14 protein-coding genes are annotated in these 19856 nt (G+C 39.5%); 12 read left to right on the top strand and 2 right to left on the bottom strand.

What is annotated here, in order from left to right; genetic code table 11:
* The first annotated feature begins 91 nt into the window (after window positions 1-91).
* From ACUN24_RS23275 to ACUN24_RS23260, 4 genes are all read left to right on the top strand, one after another.
* A complete protein-coding gene (locus tag ACUN24_RS23275; protein ID WP_445564686.1) occupies window positions 92-1696 on the top strand; it encodes a tetratricopeptide repeat protein in 1605 nt (534 codons plus the stop codon).
* Window positions 1697-1958: 262 nt separating this feature from the next.
* Window positions 1959-4736 (top strand): TonB-dependent receptor domain-containing protein, encoded by a 2778-nt coding sequence (locus ACUN24_RS23270; protein ID WP_445564685.1) that lies wholly within the window; start codon window positions 1959-1961, stop codon window positions 4734-4736.
* Between the two features lie 22 nt (window positions 4737-4758).
* Window positions 4759-6015, top strand: a complete 1257-nt coding sequence (locus tag ACUN24_RS23265; protein WP_445564684.1) for a right-handed parallel beta-helix repeat-containing protein — start codon at window positions 4759-4761, stop codon at window positions 6013-6015.
* Between the two features lies 1 nt (window position 6016).
* A complete protein-coding gene (locus ACUN24_RS23260; protein ID WP_445564683.1) occupies window positions 6017-7093 on the top strand; it encodes a phytase in 1077 nt (358 codons plus the stop codon).
* A 188-nt stretch (window positions 7094-7281) separates the two neighbouring features.
* Here ACUN24_RS23260 and ACUN24_RS23255 read toward each other — a convergent pair whose 3' ends face one another.
* On the bottom strand, window positions 7282-8403 hold the full coding sequence (locus tag ACUN24_RS23255) for a pectate lyase family protein (protein ID WP_445564682.1): 1122 nt from the start codon (window positions 8401-8403) through the stop codon (window positions 7282-7284).
* 600 nt (window positions 8404-9003) lie between these two features.
* Window positions 9004-9900, bottom strand: coding sequence for a helix-turn-helix domain-containing protein (locus tag ACUN24_RS23250; protein WP_445564681.1), 897 nt, complete (start codon window positions 9898-9900; stop codon window positions 9004-9006).
* Window positions 9901-10440: 540 nt separating this feature from the next.
* Between ACUN24_RS23250 and spt the strand changes: the two genes are divergently transcribed.
* The 8 genes from spt to ACUN24_RS23210 are packed head-to-tail and all read left to right on the top strand — an operon-like array spanning window position 10441 to window position 19772.
* Window positions 10441-11646 carry a serine palmitoyltransferase gene (spt, locus tag ACUN24_RS23245; RefSeq protein ID WP_445564680.1) on the top strand — a complete coding sequence of 402 codons (1206 nt, stop codon included), beginning with the start codon at window positions 10441-10443 and terminating at the stop codon, window positions 11644-11646.
* Complete coding sequence (locus ACUN24_RS23240; protein ID WP_445564679.1) at window positions 11643-12764, top strand: hypothetical protein; 1122 nt, start codon at window positions 11643-11645, stop codon at window positions 12762-12764. The genes spt and ACUN24_RS23240 overlap by 4 nt, the downstream gene beginning before the upstream one ends.
* Window positions 12761-13750: an NAD-dependent epimerase/dehydratase family protein gene (locus ACUN24_RS23235; protein WP_445564678.1), complete on the top strand. Its 990-nt coding sequence runs from the start codon at window positions 12761-12763 to the stop codon at window positions 13748-13750. Before ACUN24_RS23240 ends, ACUN24_RS23235 begins: the two co-directional genes overlap by 4 nt.
* A gap of 20 nt (window positions 13751-13770) precedes the next feature.
* Window positions 13771-15096 (top strand): inositol-3-phosphate synthase, encoded by a 1326-nt coding sequence (locus ACUN24_RS23230; RefSeq protein ID WP_132400858.1) that lies wholly within the window; start codon window positions 13771-13773, stop codon window positions 15094-15096.
* Window positions 15096-15551: a phosphatidylglycerophosphatase A family protein gene (locus tag ACUN24_RS23225; RefSeq protein WP_255562416.1), complete on the top strand. Its 456-nt coding sequence runs from the start codon at window positions 15096-15098 to the stop codon at window positions 15549-15551. The genes ACUN24_RS23230 and ACUN24_RS23225 overlap by 1 nt, the downstream gene beginning before the upstream one ends.
* Window positions 15552-15553: 2 nt before the next feature.
* A complete protein-coding gene (locus tag ACUN24_RS23220; RefSeq protein ID WP_445564677.1) occupies window positions 15554-15928 on the top strand; it encodes a GtrA family protein in 375 nt (124 codons plus the stop codon).
* Entirely contained in the window at window positions 15929-18472 is a 2544-nt protein-coding gene (locus ACUN24_RS23215) for a DUF5686 family protein (RefSeq protein ID WP_445564676.1), read from the top strand.
* A gap of 10 nt (window positions 18473-18482) precedes the next feature.
* Window positions 18483-19772: a DUF4833 domain-containing protein gene (locus ACUN24_RS23210; protein ID WP_445564675.1), complete on the top strand. Its 1290-nt coding sequence runs from the start codon at window positions 18483-18485 to the stop codon at window positions 19770-19772.
* Window positions 19773-19856 lie beyond the last annotated feature (84 nt).

The raw sequence follows: 19856 nt of genomic DNA, 5'->3' as shown, positions 1-19856 counted from the left end.
TGATCAGCACTAGTTAATTCTTCAACTTAACCTTAAGTTAACATGGGTGCTCTTTCTTTGTTCGGAATTGCCTGATATAATTGCTTTTAACATGATCAAACCCATTTGTGTTCTTATATTTTTTCTATTCTCTATTTCGAATACATACGCCCGGGGCGACAGATTCGAATCGATTATTGCGCTGAATCAAAAAGATCCGACTGCAGCCCTGGCTCAGTTAAAAAAAATATATGCTAAAGCCATCGACGATAATGATGAACTTTTGGAGGGTAAATGTCTGCAGCAAATGGGCAAGGTTTGTTATACACAGGGGCATTTCAGTCAATCGTTAGAGTTCTTTTTAAAGGCTGATAAAATATTCAACAATGCCAACCAATCGCTTTTATTGGCCGCTAACCTTAATGATGCTGGCGTGCTCTACTATTATATGAAGCAGAAAGATAAGGCCATGAATAGCTATAACAAAGCCATTGGTATTTATAAAAAATCGAATAATTTAACCGGTCAGGCAACCGTTTTGGGCAATATTGGACAGTTATATGAAAAAAGGCAATTGTACGACAGTGCGTTTTACTATCAAAAACTGGCTTTAAAAATAAACGACCAGGTTAACGATAAAAGCGGAGCAGCAAAAATACACGAAAACCTGGGCAGTATATATGAAGACCTGGAGCGTTACGATTCTGCTTATGTGCATTTTAAACAGTCGTTAAATCTCTACCAGGAAGATCATAATAATTTGGGAAGTATTGAGGTAATTAATAATCTCGGCGATATCCTGCGTAAAACCGGCCGTTATAAAGAAAGTATTGTGCAAACCGAAACTGCATTGAAAATGGCCGAAAAGATGGGGAATATTTACCAGTTGAGTTCCTGCTGCAGGGATTTGGGCAAGGCCTACGAACTGTTGAACAACATGGACAGCGCCTACCACTATGTAAAACTTGGTTATAAGCACACCATTGATCTGTATTCGGAAGATGGTGCCCGGCAGGTAGCATTTTTGCAAGTGCTTTACGATATTAATAAAAAATCGGAGGAGATTAATAAACTGAAAAACGACCGGAAGGTGAACAGGATTATTGCTTTTTCTGCCACAATTGTAGTGATATTGTTGGTTGTTTTGGGTTTTGTTATTTTCAGCAGGCAACGATTAAAATTAAGAGATCAACAGATGCTGGCGAGGCAGAAGGCGATAGAACACGATATGACCAGTCTCGAGCTTAAAAATCTTCAGCTCGAAGAACAAAATCTGAAGCAATTGCTGGAGGTTAAAAGCAGGGAACTATCTACCCACACGTTAAATCTGATTAAGCATAACCAATTTTTAGAAAATCTCAGAAGTACCTTACAAGCGATGGTGAAAGAGGATAAACGGGATCAGAAAAAACAGATGAACCAGATTCTCGCCGAGATTAATCAGAGTTTTAACCACGAACGCAACTGGAAGGAATTTACGCTGGCTTTCGAACAGGTGCACCATCAATTTCTCGAAAGCTTAAAAAAATATAGCCACGAGCTTACCTCAGCCGATATGCGCTTAATTGCACTGTTAAAAATGAATCTCGATTCAGCTGATATTGCAACCTTGCTCGGTATATCTACCGATAGCTTAAGGGTATCGAGATATAGGCTAAGGAAAAAGCTGAATCTGGCACAAGGCGATAATTTATCAGCATTTATCCAGGCATTATAACCGTTACATCAGCTGTGATATACGACCTGTTTTTTAGCGGATTTTGCGGCTTAACAATTTGTTAATGTAACGGTAATAATAACATAACGGCGTTTCGGTTTGTATTTAATTGATTGATAATCAATATTTTGTGTTTGTGTGTTGCCTTTTGATATATGCTTGTTGTAACGCTGTTGCCTTTATGTAACCTCAATAATTTCTTTGTGTAAAATGGTGTATACACCTTTGCCCCGTCGATAATAAAAAGACATGACCAAACACAATGAATAAACTATTACAAATTCTGTTTTTACTTCTTTTTTGTGCAGGCACAGCAAATGCCACAAAACTGAAAGGCCACGTTTACGATAAGCAAACTGGAGAAGCCATTGTAGGTGCAACAGTGGTTTTAGAAAACCCAAGGCGCGTAACGAATACCGGATTAGATGGTACCTTCGAATTTAAGGATGTAAAAGCAGGTGCTGCCAAAATTAGTGTAAGCTACATTACTTACAAAACCATTGAGAAGACCTTAGTGGTATTGAAAGAGGATAACGATCACTTAAAGTTCTACATGGAGAGCGATTCGAAAAGCCTTGACGATATCACCATTAAGTCAAATGCCGTGAGTTCTACCGATCAGGGGGCAAGACGTTTAGAAAAAAATGGCCCTCAGCTAATGAATATCGTTTCAGGGAGGGCAATTGAAATTTCACCAGATTTAACGGTAGCCAATGTGATGCAGCGCATTTCTGGTGTGTCTATAGAGCGCAATAGCAATGGCGATGGACAGTACGCCATATTAAGGGGAATGGATAAACGCTATAATTATACTTTGGTAAATGGCGTTAAAATCCCTAGTCCTGATAATAAATACCGGTATGTTCCGCTCGATCTTTTTCCTGCTGATTTGCTCGATCGTTTAGAGGTTTATAAAACCCTTACCCCAAATTTAGAGGGCGATGCGATTGGAGGAGCGATTAATATGGTGATGAAAAATGCACCAGGCCAATTGCAGGTAAATGCCAACGTTTCTACCGGTTATAGCCAATTGTTTTTAGATCGTAAGTTTGCCAGTTACAATGCTTCAGGTATTAATTATAAATCGCCTTATGAACTAAACGGGAAAAGCTATAATGCTACACAGAACGATTTTAGCAAGGGTACACTCGATTATAAGTATAAAAACCCTATGCCTAATTTAATAGGTAGCTTATCTTTAAGTAAACGCTTTTTAGATAATAAACTCGGTGTAGTACTGGCAGGCAGTTATCAAAATACATATCGTGGCAGCAACAGTACTTTTTATAATAATGCTGTTGTAGGTATTGATCCTTACGCCAAAATTACCAGCAAAAGTTATCGCGAGTATTCTGAACAGCAGCAACGAACAGGTTTGCATGGAAAGGTTGATTACGTTTTTAACAAAGACCATCAGATTAGCCTGTATAACGTATATGTTAACCTGAAAAATCAGCAGGTTAGAGATGCCGTAACCACTACCTATAACGGGGTATATAATCCTGCTGCAGGAAACGCAGAATTGGTTTACGATACCCGCAGCCGTTTAACCGAACAACAGATTTACAACAGTACCTTGCATGGCGACCATAAATTTTTTGATGATAAATTTAAAGTACAATGGTCGGCTGTTTATTCTTCAGCCAAAAATGATGTGCCCGAAAATACCAGTATCAGTTTAAACGGCATAGAACAGGATTTTCAAAGCAAACGTACCAGTTTGGTTACTAGTGATCCGGTTACCCGTAGATGGGAGCGTAATACAGATGAGGACTTAGCTGGCTATTTGGATCTGACTTACCAAGTTTTGGCTGGCGAGCATAAATTGGATGTTATGGCCGGAGGTTTATACCGTGATAAACAAAGAAGCAGTTTCTTTAACAATTACAATCTTGCCCCAAGCGCAGCAAATGCATTTGATCTTTACGGTGTAAGTTTTCAGAATTATACTGATTTAAACCTCGTAGTAAGTAATCCTACAGGTGCGGTGTCTAACGCGCTAACTTACGATGCAAGTGAAAAAATAGCTGCTGGATATGGAATGTTTAAATATACTTCAGCTAAATTAGAAGTAATTGGTGGTGCAAGAGTAGAACATACCAATCAGGGTTATAATCTTCTTTTTCCGGCAGGAGAATCTTTTCCAAAAGGAAACCAGATTTATACCGATGTATTACCGAGTTTAACTGCAAAATATTTTTTAACTGAAAAAGCGCAGTTACATGCTTCTTATTACAAAGCACTTAATCGCCCTGGTTTTTATGAAATTGTACCGGGAAGAGTAAAAAACGAAGATTATATAGAACGTGGTAATGTGAACCTGCAACGCGCCTTGGCCGATAACTTCGATTTACGTTACGAACTTTTTCCAGGTGCTTCAGAACAACTGTTAGTTGGTGCTTTTTATAAGCGGATCAAAAACCCAATTGAATATACTTTTCTGGCTGATGCCGTTCGCGGGCAGGACACTTATTATACCCCAGGAAACTTTGGTACTGCCAATAATTATGGCGCAGAGGTAGATTATATCAAATATTTCAGCAAAATAGGCGTGAAGGCCAATTATACCTACACCCATTCGCGCATCAACACCCCTAAAACCACCAGGGTTATCAATAGTACGACTGGAGATACGGAACCGGCCAATGTTAACCAGGAACGCCCGCTTTACGGTCAGTCAGCACATATTGCCAACTTATCACTATTGTTTAAAGACACTAAAAAAGGCTGGGATGTTCAGGTTGCAGGTGCTTACACTGGGCCACGCATCAACACGGTTTCTCAATTCTTAAATAACGATTTGTGGCAGGAAGGATTTGTACAGATGGATGCTTCAGCCGAAAAACGTTTTAAAGGCGGTATTAGTGTTTTTGTAAAGGCCAATAACATCTTAAATACGCCGACAAAATTATTTATAAAAGGTACAAACCCGGCAAATAACGATATCAATGAAAATTTGGTTAAAAATGGGAATACATTAATCAGAAGTGATTATTATGGCCAAAACTATCTAGTTGGGTTCAGGTATAAGTTTAATTAATAGCATTTAAAGATATAAAGACATGAAATCGAATCAGATTTTTAAATTGATGATCCTGGGGCTGCTAGCCTTAGCGGGATGTGAGAAAGCCAATATAGATGTAGATACCAGCGCTGTTGATGGCTCGGCAATTGGGGAGGTTTCTGGAGTTTGGGCAAAAGGCAGTACACAGGTAATTAAAGGTGATATTGTAATCCCGGAAGGGAAAACGTTAACGATTGAAGAAGGGGTGACGGTACTGATGGATACGGTTGCAAAACCAGAAATTATTATAAAGGGCAATTTGTATGCTTTAGGAACCACAGAGAACCCTATCAAATTTACCGTAAATGACTTTTACAAAACACCGTTAACTAAGTTTGGTAAACTCTGGGGCGGTATTTTGGCTGGCCCAACATGCGAGGAACTAGTGCTTGATCATGTAATTCTAGAATACGGCGGTGCTAAAACATCCGATGCTTCTACTTCAGTAAAAATGGGCCTGTATAAGGTTGCGGGCGAAAGTTTGCCAGCGCTTTGGTTTGCCAATGCCAGAGGTAGATTGGTGGTTCAAAATAGTACCATCAGAAATTTTCAGGAAGATTGTACTTATATTGAAGGTGGAAGAATCATTTTTGCCAACAATGTGTTTTATACCACGGGTGTAACAGGAGGAGAAGCTATGAACTTTAAATCGGGCTGTTTGGCAGATATAGCCTATAATTTGGTTTATAGCACCAATACCAATGCCTTAAAATTATCTAACACTGGAGATAAAACGCCGCAAACGTATATTATTGCTTACAACAATACGATGGTGAATACAGGTTGGAGAAGACCAACTGCGAAAGGCGGATCAATCTGGCTGGAAAGTAATGTGCGTGCAGATTTATATAATAATCTTTTCGCCAATACCCGTTTTGGCGTGAAAAGAGATCCAAAAAAGCCTGAAGATAGCCGTTCTGCTTATAGCAATAACTGGTATTATGGTTTCGATCAGGCGACTGTAAATCAGTTTCAGCCAACTGGTGATATTGTGGGTGGTAAAAACGATGTGATTAGCAATGTTGCCGGAGCTAATGATCCTAAATTTGTGAACTATCCTCTAAACACAGCAGTTACCAATGCCGATTTTAATACCGCATGGGATTTTCACCTGCAAGGCAACTCACCGGCTTTGGGTAAAGGCACCACTAACTTTACCCGCCATTACCAGGCCGGAATTACAATGAAAAATGGTATCACTTATAGCTCACCTTCACCATCAACATTTGTTGGTGCATACGGAACTAAGATATAAAATGAAGCACAATATATTAAAAATTGCCGCTTTTGCGGTTCTAAGCCTGACCATTTCTTGTAATGGAGGTACACAAAACGGAAATAGTACAGCCGTAAAACCTTTATATGTATCTGATCCTGTCGATGTTGATACCGATGATCCTGCGATCTGGGTAAACCCTAATGATCCGGCACAGTCATTGGTAATCGGTACCGATAAAGATAGCAGCGGTGGCTTGTATGTTTTCGATCTGAAAGGTAAAATCATCAAATCAAAAACTGTAAAAGGCTTAAAGCGACCTAACAACGTTGATATTGCCTATGGTTTACAGTTAGCTGGGAAAAAGACAGATATTGCGGTTACAACAGAACGTTACACGCATAAACTGCGGATATTTTCTCTTCCCGATATGAAAGCAATCGACAATGGCGGAATTCCGGTTTTTGTAGGTGAAACAGGAGCAGAGTACCGCGATTTGATGGGAATTTCGATGTATACCGATCCAAGCGGAAAAATTTATGCAATTGTTGGTCGTAAAACAGGGCCTAAAAACGGAAGTTATCTTTGGCAATATTTGTTAACTGATGATGGAAAAGGCAATATTAAAGCAGACTTGGTGCGGAAATTCGGCCTTTATAGTGGCAAAAAAGAAATTGAAGCCATTGCCGTTGATAACGAACTGGGTTTTGTTTATTATTGTGATGAGCAGGTAGGGGTACGCAAGTATTATGCAGACCCCGCCAAAGGAAATAAAGAATTGGCACTATTCGGGCAAGGCGATTTTGCTGTCGATAATGAAGGAATAGCTATTTATAAAACTTCAGGAAATAAAGGATATATCCTGGTATCCGATCAGGGCGCCAGGCAGTTAAAAGTGTACGATAGGGTAGCGAAAGCCAATACTGCTCAGCCCCACCCGCTTTTAACCACAGTTAAATATTCGGCTAATCAAACAGATGGTATCGATGTGGTTTCCGTTCCTTTGAATAACGATTTTAAACACGGCTTGCTGGTGGCGATGAGCGATGATAAAACCTTTCATTTTTATAGATGGGAAGATATAGCGGGTAAAAAACTTACTGCTGCACACCCATAACATTAACATTTATTTTGGGTTAATCTCAATTGAAAACCCATTTTGCACAAAAAAGCTGGATCATTTACGATCCAGCTTCTACCTGTTTTATGCTTTTGCATATTCAAGTTATTTACCAGCTTAACCTAACCGGCTTAAATTTAACGTTCAATCATCTCCCGTTGATAATTATAAAATTGTGTTTACCGTTATAAAGATGTGCAGGTATTGCCAGAAAGTGTGGCACCTGCACCAGTAGATGCCGTAACGGTTGATTTTACATTGGCAGCATTGAGTACGGTAAGGCTATATGGTACCGTAAAAGCTGTTACGCCATTACCAACTTTATTTCCGGTGACAGCTGTAAATATGTTATTCTTTTCCTGTACTGCTGTGGCCGTATTATCCATTAAATCGATTGGAATTTTAACATTTTCAAATACATTTGATTCTATTAAAATATTTGACTCAAAACCAGCCTGAACGCAATTTTTACTTACGGTGCTGTTAAAGTAGTTGTTAACAATATGCAATTTCCCAAACCTTACGCGTGGCATTCTGGCAACACAACCCTGTGCCCACCAACAACGTACAAAAGTAATGCGGAAGTGTCCTCTGTCGGCAGTGGCGCTATCGCTTGATCCTATCAGGTCCGAAAAACGGTGATCATCTGATCCTCCGGGACCACCTGCCCGTGGTGTTTTTAAATAGGTAAATTTGCAATAAGACACAGTAATATAATCAGAGATGTTTTTGATATCAAAGTTGCCATCTACTCCATCCCTAAATTCACAGTGGTCTACCCAAACGTTATTGCAGGCATCCAATGTCACGTTATCCCACCCATCTACATCATAAGCACCAGGCCCCTCGAAAATCAGATTTCTGATAATAATGTTGTTGCAGCGTTTTACATAGAGGATGCCCGAATTATCTTTTGTTTGATCTGCTGAAACAATTTTTGCCCCAGATGAACCAAAAATTGTTTTTCCAGTTTGGTCCTGTAAAGAAATTCGCCCACCTGATGGGATGGTAATGGTACCATTAACCTGGATCATTTTGATGCTCGTGTTTTGTATTGCAGATTTTAATGCTGTATAATTTGTAACCACAGTTGCTCCAGCCTCTCCGCCACCAACGGTACCTCCATTCTGTGATGCCCATCCTTTGGCAGAACAAACTGCTTCGGTTGTTGCTGTTAGCGATTTCTGATTAGCGGACAATTCAGTGTTTTCTGGTTCTGTAACCACTTTGGCTGTCTTTTTACAACCGAATAGCAGTAAACACATGGCTATGGCCATGAAATTAAGGTATAAATACTTGTTTCTCATTTTTGATTTTTTTAATCTGGTTAGAATTTTAATGGGGGATTGATTGAACGTTTTTTTTGCTTGGTAGATTAATATTTGGTTAATTGTATTAATTAAATTACAAACAATATCTATCTTAGAAGTCTGTTTTGGTTTAAATATTTATGCAATCGTTCACGGGATCGATTGCGGAAGTATAAAACCCTGGTATTAAGCAATGCACCTGCAAAACACAGGGCTGGTTTTAATAGAATGATGGTAAAGAAAGGAAGATATTAAGGCTCTTTATATATGCTGCCGGGGCTGCGGTTGGAAGATTTTCCTGTAAAATAAAAGAGGCTGTCTCGTAATATAAGAATTGTCATTCTGAGGGATGGTTTATTGTATTAAAATCAATATGAATAACAGTATATTTCTATTGAAGCGGTAGGCAGCGAAGAATCGTCATCCGATACCAATCGGATGCGAGAAGGCTTTTTCAGCCGACGAAGCAATCTTAATGCGCACGCTGTTAGCGATCGTTTTAAGATTGCTTCGTGCCTCGCAATGACGACCTTTCTATTTGTGAATGGTAGAGGTTAGTTTTTTAAAAAATGATGGTGAGGTCGACGATTCATGTGTTTAAACCGCAATATTATTCGACATTTTATACTCAGATGGGCTAACGCCGGTCTGTTTTTTAAAATATTTGCCGAAAAATGAAGAATTGCTAAAACACAATTCTATCGCCACTTCCGAGATATTCATTACGTGGCTGGTTAACAGTAGTTTGGCTTCCCTGATTACCATTTCATCAATAATTTCTCCAGCCGTCCTGTCTGTAACCTGTTTCACCACCTGCGATAAATGCCTCGGCGTAATGCGCAAACAGTTAGCATAATAAATTACACGCTTTTCCTTTTTAAAGTTTTCCGAGACCAGTGATAAAAACCGGTTGGTTAATTCCGTGCGACTGTTATGTACTAATGGTTTAGAATCTTTCTGTTTGTTTTTAAGGAGGAAAATATCATAAAGAAGTTCCAAAAAGCTGTTGTGCACAATATTTTTGATCTGTGGCGTATCTTTTGAAACATTAAGTTTTTTGTGGAGTGCCAGCATATCGTAATAGATAAAGGTGTATTCCTCTTTCGAAAGTGAAAATTTATGTGATTGAACATCTTTCGACATCCGGTATGTTTCGCCACTATTAAAAAATATCCCCTTATTTTTAAGGTAGCTCTTATTAAAATGGATACTGATAAACGAAACGCTGCTATTATCTGCAATTTCATAAACAGATTGTGGCAAAACCAGTAAAATATCCCTGTGGTTGAGTACATAATCTTCAAAATTGATCTTGATATTGAGCTTGCCTTTAGTAATGAGGATTAAGGCATAACTCGAAACGCGGAAAGGCTCCGAACTGCAATAATGTGGATCATTGCTATTGTGGATTTTCGCCATCAGGCCATCATTTAATGAAAGCGCTTCCTCGTGATTTTTTTCTGAAAAAGTTTTATTGAGTAACTCTTGTTGCATAAAATCGTTCAGTATTTTTTAATAATTTCTTAACAGATACGATCATCTTTTACACACCAATTTTAGCCATCTTTTTTCGGATGGATTTTGTCCTTTATCTGTCGGATTTTGTACCCGCAAATGTAATGTTCAAGATCATTTTTGCAAGAATAATTTTTTAAAATGACTAATTTCTGATTGATTTTAATGTTTTTGATTAATAAATTGTTGGTTTGTATTTTGCTAAAAAACAGTTATTTATGTGATTTATAGTGTATTTTAAGCTGTTTTTAAATTTTTTACTATTTTATAATAAAAGTCAGAATGTCAATTAGTCAATTCATCTGAATGTCACAATTTTCCGATCCAACTTTTTGACCAATATATCCTACATTTGAACCTTTTTTTGGCTTCATTTCCGCGTTAAAATTGTGTTATCAAATCGTTTGGTTAATGCGGCTTTAATCTATGGAGTCGATTCGGATTTCAATAGCAATATCGAAGCGCATGCCAGACTTTCAGAACAGGGTTTTAAAAAACTGAAGAATATAAGTGTTCAGCATGCGTAAAAAATTACAAGATAGAATTGCCTCTTTTAAGGATGCAGCGGTAATAAAAGAAAAGGGATTATATCCTTATTTCAGGTCGATAGAATCTGCCCAGGATACCGAGGTGGTGATCAATGGAAAAAAGGTATTGATGTTTGGTTCAAATTCCTATTTGGGACTCACCAATCATCCCAAAATAAAAGAAGCCGCCAAAGCCGCCATCGAAAAATATGGTACAGGTTGTGCTGGTTCGCGGTTTTTAAATGGTTCGCTCGATATTCACCTCGAATTAGAAAACCGTCTTGCCGATTATGTGGGCAAAGAGGCTGCGGTGCTTTTTAGCACTGGTTTTCAGGTAAATTTAGGGGTAATATCTTGTTTATTAGATCGTAACGATTACCTCTTGCTTGATGAGTACGATCATGCTTCTATCATTGATGGCAGTCGTTTGGCCTTTGCCCGTACCATTAAGTATGCACATAATGATATGCAGGATCTGCGCCGCAAATTGAGCCGATTACCTGAAGATGCCGCCAAACTGATTGTTTCTGATGGTATTTTCAGCATGGAAGGCGATTTAGTTAATCTTCCTGAAATGGTAGAAATTGCCAATGAATTTGGTGCCAACATCATGATGGATGATGCGCATAGCCTCGGGGTAATTGGCTTTAATGGATCAGGAACGGCATCGCATTTCAACCTTACAGAGGATGTAGACCTGATTATGGGCACTTTTAGCAAATCGCTGGCCTCATTAGGTGGTTTTATTGCGGGCAGTGCCGAAACCATCGAATATATCAAACACCGGGCAAGGTCGTTGATGTTTAGTGCCAGTATGCCGCCATCAGCCGTGGCAAGTGTGATTGCTGCATTGGATATCGTCGAATCAGAGCCTGAGCGGATTGATAAACTTTGGGCCAATACAGAATATGCGAAGAAACTTTTGCTTGATGCAGGTTTCGATATCGGTCACAGTAATAGTCCGATTATTCCCATTTACATTCGCGATAATACCAAAACCTTTATGATCACCAATATCCTTCAGCAAAATGGGGTATTTGTAAATCCGGTGGTTTCACCAGCAGTACCTTCCGATTCATCTTTAATCCGGTTTTCTTTAATGGCTACACATAGCTTTGAACAGATTCAAACAGCAATAGAAAAATTAAGTGCAGCTTTTAAGGCTGTTAACGTAGAATTAGTAGGAAGCCAGTCATGAGAAAACTGATCAAGGTTTCTGATAAAAAAGCATTGGCGGCATTTGTAGATTTCCCGCATGAACTGTATGCAGATGACGTAAATTACGTTCCTGAACTTTTTATTGCGCAGCGCGATCTGCTTACCCCTGGCAAACATCCTTTTTACGAACACTCCAAAATCCAGCTTTTTCTGCTTTATGATGGAGGCAAGGTAATTGGACGTATTGCAGCAATCAACAATACCAACCACAATAAAGTCTACGAATCTAAAGACGGTTTTTTTGGCTTTTTCGATTGTATCAATGATGCATCGGCAGCTAAACAGCTTTTTGATGCGGCACAGGGATGGTTAAAGGAAAATGGGTTAACCAAAGTTTTAGGACCGGTTAATTTCTCCACTAACGAAGTGTGTGGATTGCTGATTGAGGGTTTTGATGGTCCGCCTGTAGCTATGATGCCATACAATGCCCAATATTACCTCCCACTTTTGGAGCAAATGGGTTTTCAAAAAAATGTTGATTTAAGGGCTTATCGGTATACTGCTGGCACTTACAGCGACCGATCGGTAAAGCTGATGGATAGGATAGAGGACCGTTTAAAACGGAACGATATCATTCTCCGTAAAATTAACATGAAGAAATTCAAAGAAGAATGTAATGCGGTAAGAGACGTATACAACAAAGCATGGGATAAAAACCTTGGTTTTGTACCGATGACGGACAAAGAATTCGATTATACGGCAAAAGACTTAAAAATGATCCTCGATCCTGAATTTTGCATCCTTGCCGAGCAACATGGTAAAATTGTGGGTTTTGCACTGGCCATTCCTGATATCAACCAGATTTTGATCAAAATTAAACGTGGAAGGCTGTTTCCTACAGGGTTGATCAAACTTTTAGCGAATAAAAAGAAAATAGATGGTATCCGCATTTTACTGCTTGGTGTGGTTGATGGTTACCGCAAAATGGGCATCGAAGCCTGTTTATATGGCAGGATTATCAAACATTTCGAAGCTAAAAAAATGAAATATGCGGAGGCGAGCTGGACTTTGGACCATAACGACCTGATCAATAAACCGATTGAAGACATCGGCGGAAAACTGTACCGCAAATACAGGATTTTAGAAAAAGCGATATGAAAAAGCGGGTGTTGATTACCGGGGCGACAGGATTTGTAGGGTACCACCTGATTAAATCTGCTTTGGCCAATGGATTGGAAGTATATGCAAATGTACGTCAAGCAGCGAATGCAGATCACCTGAAAGATTTTGAGATCAATTATGTGGACCTGGATTTCGAATCGATCTACTTACTAAAAGAAAATATCGAAGAGAAAAAATACGATTATATCGTGCATGCCGCTGCAGTAACCAAGGCAAAGAATTTAGGCGATTACAATAAGATCAACGCAATATATACGAGGAATTTAGCTGTAGCTGCTTCGAAATCAACACATGCGATAGAGAAATTTATATTTATCAGTAGTCTGGCGGCTCTGGGTCCGTTAAAGCAGAAAAACGATAAACTGACGGAAAAAAGTGCATCCAATCCGGTAACCCAATATGGCATCAGTAAGGCGCTGGCTGAGACTTATCTGGCGCAAATTTCCAATCTGCCCCTGATCATTTTCAGGCCTACAGCGGTTTATGGCCCACGGGAGAAAGACATTTTCATACTGATCAAAACCATTAAGGCTGGGCTGGAGCTTTACATCGGCAAGGAGGAACAGGAACTCAGTTTTGTATATGCTACCGATCTGGCCGATATCATCATTAAAGCGCTTGCTTCTGCAGTGGCGGGCAAGGCTTACAATATATCAGATGGGGCAGTGTACAACCGCTCATCGCTCGCTCATTATGTAAGTAAGGCTTTAGGTAAAAAAACGGTAAGGGTAAATGTACCTGTGCCGTTGATTAAAGGTTTGGCATGGTCGATGGAACATGTGTATGGCGTATTTAATAAAATACCTGCCCTAAATGTAGATAAAATAAAAGAGCTCACTGCCCTAAACTGGGGCTGCGACATTAAAAATATTCAGAACGATTTTGGTTTTGTTCCCCGGTTCGGATTGGAACAGGGACTAAACGAAACCATCAACTGGTACCGTAAAAACAATTGGTTATAAGATTTTAAATAAAAAACAGAATGAAACAACAAGTAAAAGCAGCTGAAGGTAAGCTGGGAATATTAATGCCAGGACTTGGCGCTGTAGCTACAACCATGATCGCCGGAGTTGCTGCAATTAAAAAAGGCATCTCAAAACCGATCGGTTCGTTAACGCAGATGGGTACCATCCGTTTGGGTAAAAGAACAGAAAAAAAAGAGCCAAAAATTAAAGATTTTGTGCCTTTAGCCAATCTGGAAGATTTAGTTTTCGGTGGCTGGGATGTTTATGAAGATAATGTTTACGAAGCTGCGTTAAACGCCCGTGTACTGGATGCCAACCTTTTGCGCGATGTGCGCGAAGAGTTACAGGCCATTAAACCGATGCGTGCTGCTTTCGACAGAAACTACGTAAAAAACCTGGATGGTAAATATGTAAAAGACATTGATAACCGTTACGAACTGGCTTTAGCGGTAATGGAAGATATTAAAAACTTCAAGGCCGAAAACAACTGCGACCGTATTGTATTGGTTTGGTGTGGTTCTACCGAAATTTATTTTGAAGCATCAGAAGTACACGAATCGCTTGCTGCATTTGAGCAAGGCTTAAAAGACAACGATTTGCGTATTGCGCCAAGTATGATTTACGCCTATGCTGCATTAAAACTGGGCATTCCTTTCGCTAATGGTGCACCAAACTTAACAGTTGATATCCCTGCATTGATCGAACTGGCTAAAGAAACCGATACCCCAATTGCAGGTAAAGATTTTAAAACCGGTCAAACCTTAATGAAAACTATTTTGGCACCAGGTTTAGCTGCACGTTCGTTAGGTGTAAATGGTTGGTTCTCAGATAATATTTTAGGCAACCGTGATGGTTTGGTGTTAGACGATCCGGATAACTTTAAAACTAAAGAAGTATCTAAACTGGGTGTGCTGGAAGATATTTTCAAACCAGAAGTTAACCCGGATTTATATGGCGATATGTACCACAAAATCAGGATCAACTATTATCCGCCTCACGGTGATAACAAAGAAAGCTGGGATAACATCGATATTTTCGGTTGGTTGGGTTACAAAATGCAGATCAAAATCAATTTCCTTTGCCGCGACTCAATTTTAGCCGCACCAATTGTGCTGGATCTTGCTTTGTTTATCGATCTGGCTAAACGCTCAAATATGTCGGGTATTCAGGAGTGGTTATCATTCTACTTAAAATCGCCACAAACGATCCCAGGTGTACCTGCAGAGAACGACATCTTTAAACAGTTGATGAAACTTCAGAATACCTTACGTTACATCATGGGCGAAGAGTTGATTACCCATTTAGGTCAGGATTACGAAGAAGAACTGATAGAAACCGTATAGTGTTTATCCACAAATTTCTTTCAACGGCCCTGGGCATTGGCTACATCGGCAAAGGCGCCGGTACATACGCTGCTATAGCAACCTGTATCTGCTGGCACCTTTGCCAGAGCCCTTATACCAACCCATATTTATGGCCAATACTTTCTACCATGTTCATCGTAATGATCGGGATCATGAGTGCCGACCGGGTAGAAGAGATTTGGGGCAAAGACCATAACAGGGTAGTGATTGATGAAGTAGCCGGAATGTGCATTACCCTGTTATTTGTGCCTTTAAAATGGCAATATACCCTTATTGGGCTTGTTCTTTTTAGGTTTTTTGATATTCTGAAACCCTTTTATATCCGTAAACTGGAAGAATTGCCAGGCGGTTGGGGCGTAATGGCCGATGATATACTGGCCGGGATTTACGCAAATATACTCCTCCAGCTGGTAGTGGTTTTCGATTTTTTTTAGACATGCTTACCTACCTAAAAGCACAGGCATCATCCTTAATGGCTTCTGCAACTGATTTTGGTATCACCATCATTGCAGTAAACCTTTTCGGATTGTGGTATCTGGCAGCAAGCATCATCGGCACCGTTTCGGGTGGTATGGTTAATTTTTATGTTAACCGCAAATGGGTTTTTCAAAGCCGGTCGAAGGAGGTGAAGTGGCAGGTGTTCAGGTATATTTTGGTATGGGCCGGCAATCTGGCCATCGTTACCACCGGGGTGTTTATTTTTACCCATTTTTTTAATCTCAATTACGTACTCGCTAAAGTGCTAAGCTCGGTTTTAACCGGCATCAGCTACAATTATATCATGCAAAGGCAGTTTATTTTTACAAGTTAAATGAAAGCGATTTATTCATTTTTTTTATTCCTGATCCCAAGTTTTATTTTGCAGGTAAATGTTTTTGCCCAAAGAACTGTGGTTTCTGGAACCGTGCGAGATGCCGTAACCAAAGAAACGCTGCCCAATGTTTCCGTTTTCTTTAAAGATACCCAAATTGGTACACAGACCGATGTAAATGGAAGATATACACTCGTTTCGCCTAATCCACAAAGCGAAATCAGTTTCAACTACGTGGGCTACCGAACCGTTTTTAAAAATATTGTGCCTTCTGCTACGCAGGAATTTGACGTGGCCTTAGTACCCGATGCAAGGGCTTTGGATGAAGTGGTTATTGTGGGCGGTAAAAAGGTGAAGTACCGCAATAAAGATAATCCTGCAGTTGAGCTGATCCGCCAGGTAATTGCCCATAAAGATGAAAATCGCATTAAGAGTTATAATACGGCATCTTTCAGGGAGTATGAGAAGATGTTGTTTTCCTTAAGCAATGTTTCGGAGAAGTTTAAGAGCAAAAGAATGTTCAGGAATTACCAGTTTCTATTTCAGGAACAGGATTCTACCTTAATTGGCGGAAAAAACCTGTTACCTGTATATATTCAGGAAAAACTTGCCGATCATTACCTCAGTAAAGAACCTGAAAAGAATAAAACTATTGTTATTGCCGAAAAGCAGGTAAACTTCGATAGCAGGTACATCGATAATAAAGGAATGAAAACTTATTTCGATAGGATGTATCAGGATATCGATATCTATAAAAACAATATTTCGGTGATCAGTAACGAGTTTTTAAGCCCGATTGCAGATGGTGCACCTGCTTTCTATAAGTTTTTTATCACTGATACGCTAAAAAATCAAAAACCAGAGGTTATTGAACTGTCTTTTACTCCCCGCAATACAAATGATATGTTATTCGAGGGGAAAATTTATGTAACCAATGATAGTCATTATGCTGTTACCGGCGCTTCATTTGGCGTAAACAAAAACATTAACCTCAACTTTGTACGTGCACTCAAAGTCGATCTTGATTTTGAAGCCAACGATAAAGGCAAATACAGCTTAAGCAAAAGCAATCTATTGGCCGATTTCGGTATTGGCAAAACCAAAGGAATAGGCTTTACCGGCGAACGTACTGTGACCTTCAAAAATTATCAGTTCGATACGGTGTTACCTGATTCCGTTTTTCAAGGGAAAAGCACTGTTGTGCTGGCCGATGCAGGCAAAAAAGATGATAAATTTTGGGAGAAAAACAGACTGGATACCATTTCAAAAAATCAGTTGAAGATTTATGGCAATATTGATACCCTGCAGAATCTGCCATCTTTTAAACGCACGATGAAAATCGTAACCCTTTTATTTGCAGGTTATCAGAATCTTGGTCCTTACGAAATTGGTCCGGTAAATACGTTTTATAGCTTTAACAATGTAGAGGGTTTAAGACTGCGGTTTGGAGGACGAACAACACCTGAACTTAGCAAACGTTATTATTTCGAAAATTACTTAGCCTACGGCATTAAAGATGAGAAATGGAAGTTTTTTCTTTCCGGAACTTATTCGCTAAACAATAAATCGATCTACGAGTTTCCTCAAAACTACATCAGGGCCAGTTTTCAGCGCGATACCAAAATCCCCGGACAAGAGCTTCAGTTTGTGCAGGAAGATAACTTTTTACTTTCCTTTAAAAGGGGGGTAAATGATATGTTGCTCTATAACGATTTTTATCGCCTGGATTATGTTAAAGAGTTCGAAAACCACTTTTCTTATAACCTGGGCTTTAAAAAATGGAGCCAGACACCAGCTGGCGGATTGAATTATTTAAATTCAAATAATCAATTGGTAAACAGGTTAACCACTAGTGAGGTTTCGCTACAGTTAAGATACGCCCCGAATGAGAAATTTTACCAGGGAAAAATATACCGTGTGCCGATTGCCGACCGCTATCCGGTATTTAATTTACGTTATACCGCTGGTTTAAAAGGTGTTTTGGGTGGCGAATACAATTATCATAACCTATTGGGAAGCATTGATAAACGTTTTTATTTATCACAACTGGGCTATAGTGATGTAACGGTAGAGGGCAGTTATATTGCCGGAAAAGTCCCTTTCCCTTTATTGGATATACACCGGGCCAACCAAACTTATGCTTATCAGCTTAATTCATACAACCTGATGAACTTTCTTGAGTTTGTGAGTGATCATTACGTAAGCATCAATATCGACCATAATTTTAACGGTTTCTTTTTTAACAAAGTGCCTTTGCTTAAACGCTTGAAATTAAGAGAAGTAGTATCATTTAAAGCTTTATATGGTGGTTTGAGGAACGAAAACAATCCAAATTTTCAATCTGGTTTATATCAGCTTCCTGTTTACGAAAATGGTGCACAGCGGACTTATGCATTGGGCAACGACCCCTATATGGAAGGAAGTGTTGGAGTAGGTAATATCTTCAAACTGTTAAGGGTCGATCTGGTAAAACGCTTCAATTACCTCAACCATCCGGAGGTTTCAGAATGGGGAATAAGGGCAAGGGTAAAATTTGATTTTTAAGAAAAAAGCTATGGAAAAGAAATTAAGGGACAGCCTGCAACAGGGCATTTATAAAGTGATTAATCCTTTTGTTCGGGGCTTGATTAAGATTGGCTTAACGCCAAATGCCGTCACCACAATTGGTTTGATCCTGAATATCGGGGTGGCCGTAATTTTCGTGCTGGGTGCTGAAAAATCAAACCGTGGCGATATGTCGTACATCGGTTGGGGAGGTGCATTGGTGCTTTTTGCAGGTTTATTCGATATGCTTGATGGTCAGGTGGCCCGTTTAGGGAACATGAGTTCGAAATTTGGTGCTTTGTACGATTCGGTGCTGGATCGCTATAGCGAAATGATTATGTTTTTAGGGATTTGTTATTACCTGGTGGCACATCATTATTTTTTAAGTTCGCTATTTGCTTTTATTGCGCTCATCGGTTCGATGATGGTGAGTTATACCCGTGCAAGGGCAGAGGGATTAGGTGTGGAGTGTAAAGGTGGTTTAATGCAAAGGCCGGAACGCGTGGTCACCATCGGTGTTTTTGCCATTGCCTGTGGTATCGCCGGGCACTTTATTGGTGGCGATTATAAAATTTATGTGCCGGGCATATCCTTCCATGTTTTTGAAACGATGTCGATTTTTACCTTGCCGATTACCATAATGGCTTTATTGACCAATATCACCGCTGTAAAACGGCTGCAGGAAGCCAAAAAAGGTCTCGAGGCGCAGGAGTTTAATGAAAGAAAAGGAAATAACAGGGCAGCATTAATTGCGGGACTGGTTTTGATGACGAGTTTAGGTGGTCTGCTTTCTTTTAATGCAAATGCCCAGGGAAGCGACCCTTCGCCAATTACTTTTCCAACGCCTAAAGACATCAGCAACCAACTTTTTTACCTACAGCGCGATCCGAATACCAATACCATAATCTGCCAGTTAAATATAGACAAACATGGAGTAGTGAATAAAGATCAACCTGTAAATGTATTCTGGATGCGTTATGGGGATAATGGCGAGAAGAAAGAACTGAGTTATATCCAACGGAAATTTGCCTATGGCATTATCAGCAAAAATCTGGGTAACGGACAGTTCGAACTGCGGTTTACCTCACATAAAAAACTGCCTATGTATCTGAATAAATCGGGCGCAGACAAAAAATACCATGTTTTTGCTACCATTAACAATAAAAAAATGCAGTTGGAGCGAATCTTCCTTCGGATTGAAGGCGGTACATTCTGGTTTCCGAATGTAAAATATGTAGAAATAAAAGGTTTTGATGCTTCAGAGCCTTCAAAGGTGTTAGTTGAAAGGATTAAGGTGTAGCGAAGGGCGTGTTGCGGGTGGCGTTGATTGTCATTCTGAGTGAAACGAAGAATCTTTAAGGTTAGGTTCTGTATTTTACAGGTT

The organism is Pedobacter sp. WC2501 (genome assembly GCF_052682415.1).
Note: the sequence above shows the minus strand (reverse complement) of the source record. Positions and strands in the feature narration are given on the sequence as shown.

Excerpts from the sequence above, each read along its gene's own strand:
- ACUN24_RS23275 (WP_445564686.1), top strand. The coding sequence starts at position 92 with ATGATCAAACCCATTTGTGTTCTTATATTTTTTCTATTCTCTATTTCG.
- ACUN24_RS23270 (WP_445564685.1), top strand. The coding sequence starts at position 1,959 with ATGAATAAACTATTACAAATTCTGTTTTTACTTCTTTTTTGTGCAGGC.
- ACUN24_RS23265 (WP_445564684.1), top strand. The coding sequence starts at position 4,759 with ATGAAATCGAATCAGATTTTTAAATTGATGATCCTGGGGCTGCTAGCC.
- ACUN24_RS23260 (WP_445564683.1), top strand. The coding sequence starts at position 6,017 with ATGAAGCACAATATATTAAAAATTGCCGCTTTTGCGGTTCTAAGCCTG.
- ACUN24_RS23255 (WP_445564682.1), bottom strand. The coding sequence starts at position 8,403 with ATGAGAAACAAGTATTTATACCTTAATTTCATGGCCATAGCCATGTGT.
- ACUN24_RS23250 (WP_445564681.1), bottom strand. The coding sequence starts at position 9,900 with ATGCAACAAGAGTTACTCAATAAAACTTTTTCAGAAAAAAATCACGAG.
- spt (WP_445564680.1), top strand. The coding sequence starts at position 10,441 with ATGCGTAAAAAATTACAAGATAGAATTGCCTCTTTTAAGGATGCAGCG.
- ACUN24_RS23240 (WP_445564679.1), top strand. The coding sequence starts at position 11,643 with ATGAGAAAACTGATCAAGGTTTCTGATAAAAAAGCATTGGCGGCATTT.
- ACUN24_RS23235 (WP_445564678.1), top strand. The coding sequence starts at position 12,761 with ATGAAAAAGCGGGTGTTGATTACCGGGGCGACAGGATTTGTAGGGTAC.
- ACUN24_RS23230 (WP_132400858.1), top strand. The coding sequence starts at position 13,771 with ATGAAACAACAAGTAAAAGCAGCTGAAGGTAAGCTGGGAATATTAATG.
- ACUN24_RS23220 (WP_445564677.1), top strand. The coding sequence starts at position 15,554 with ATGCTTACCTACCTAAAAGCACAGGCATCATCCTTAATGGCTTCTGCA.
- ACUN24_RS23215 (WP_445564676.1), top strand. The coding sequence starts at position 15,929 with ATGAAAGCGATTTATTCATTTTTTTTATTCCTGATCCCAAGTTTTATT.
- ACUN24_RS23210 (WP_445564675.1), top strand. The coding sequence starts at position 18,483 with ATGGAAAAGAAATTAAGGGACAGCCTGCAACAGGGCATTTATAAAGTG.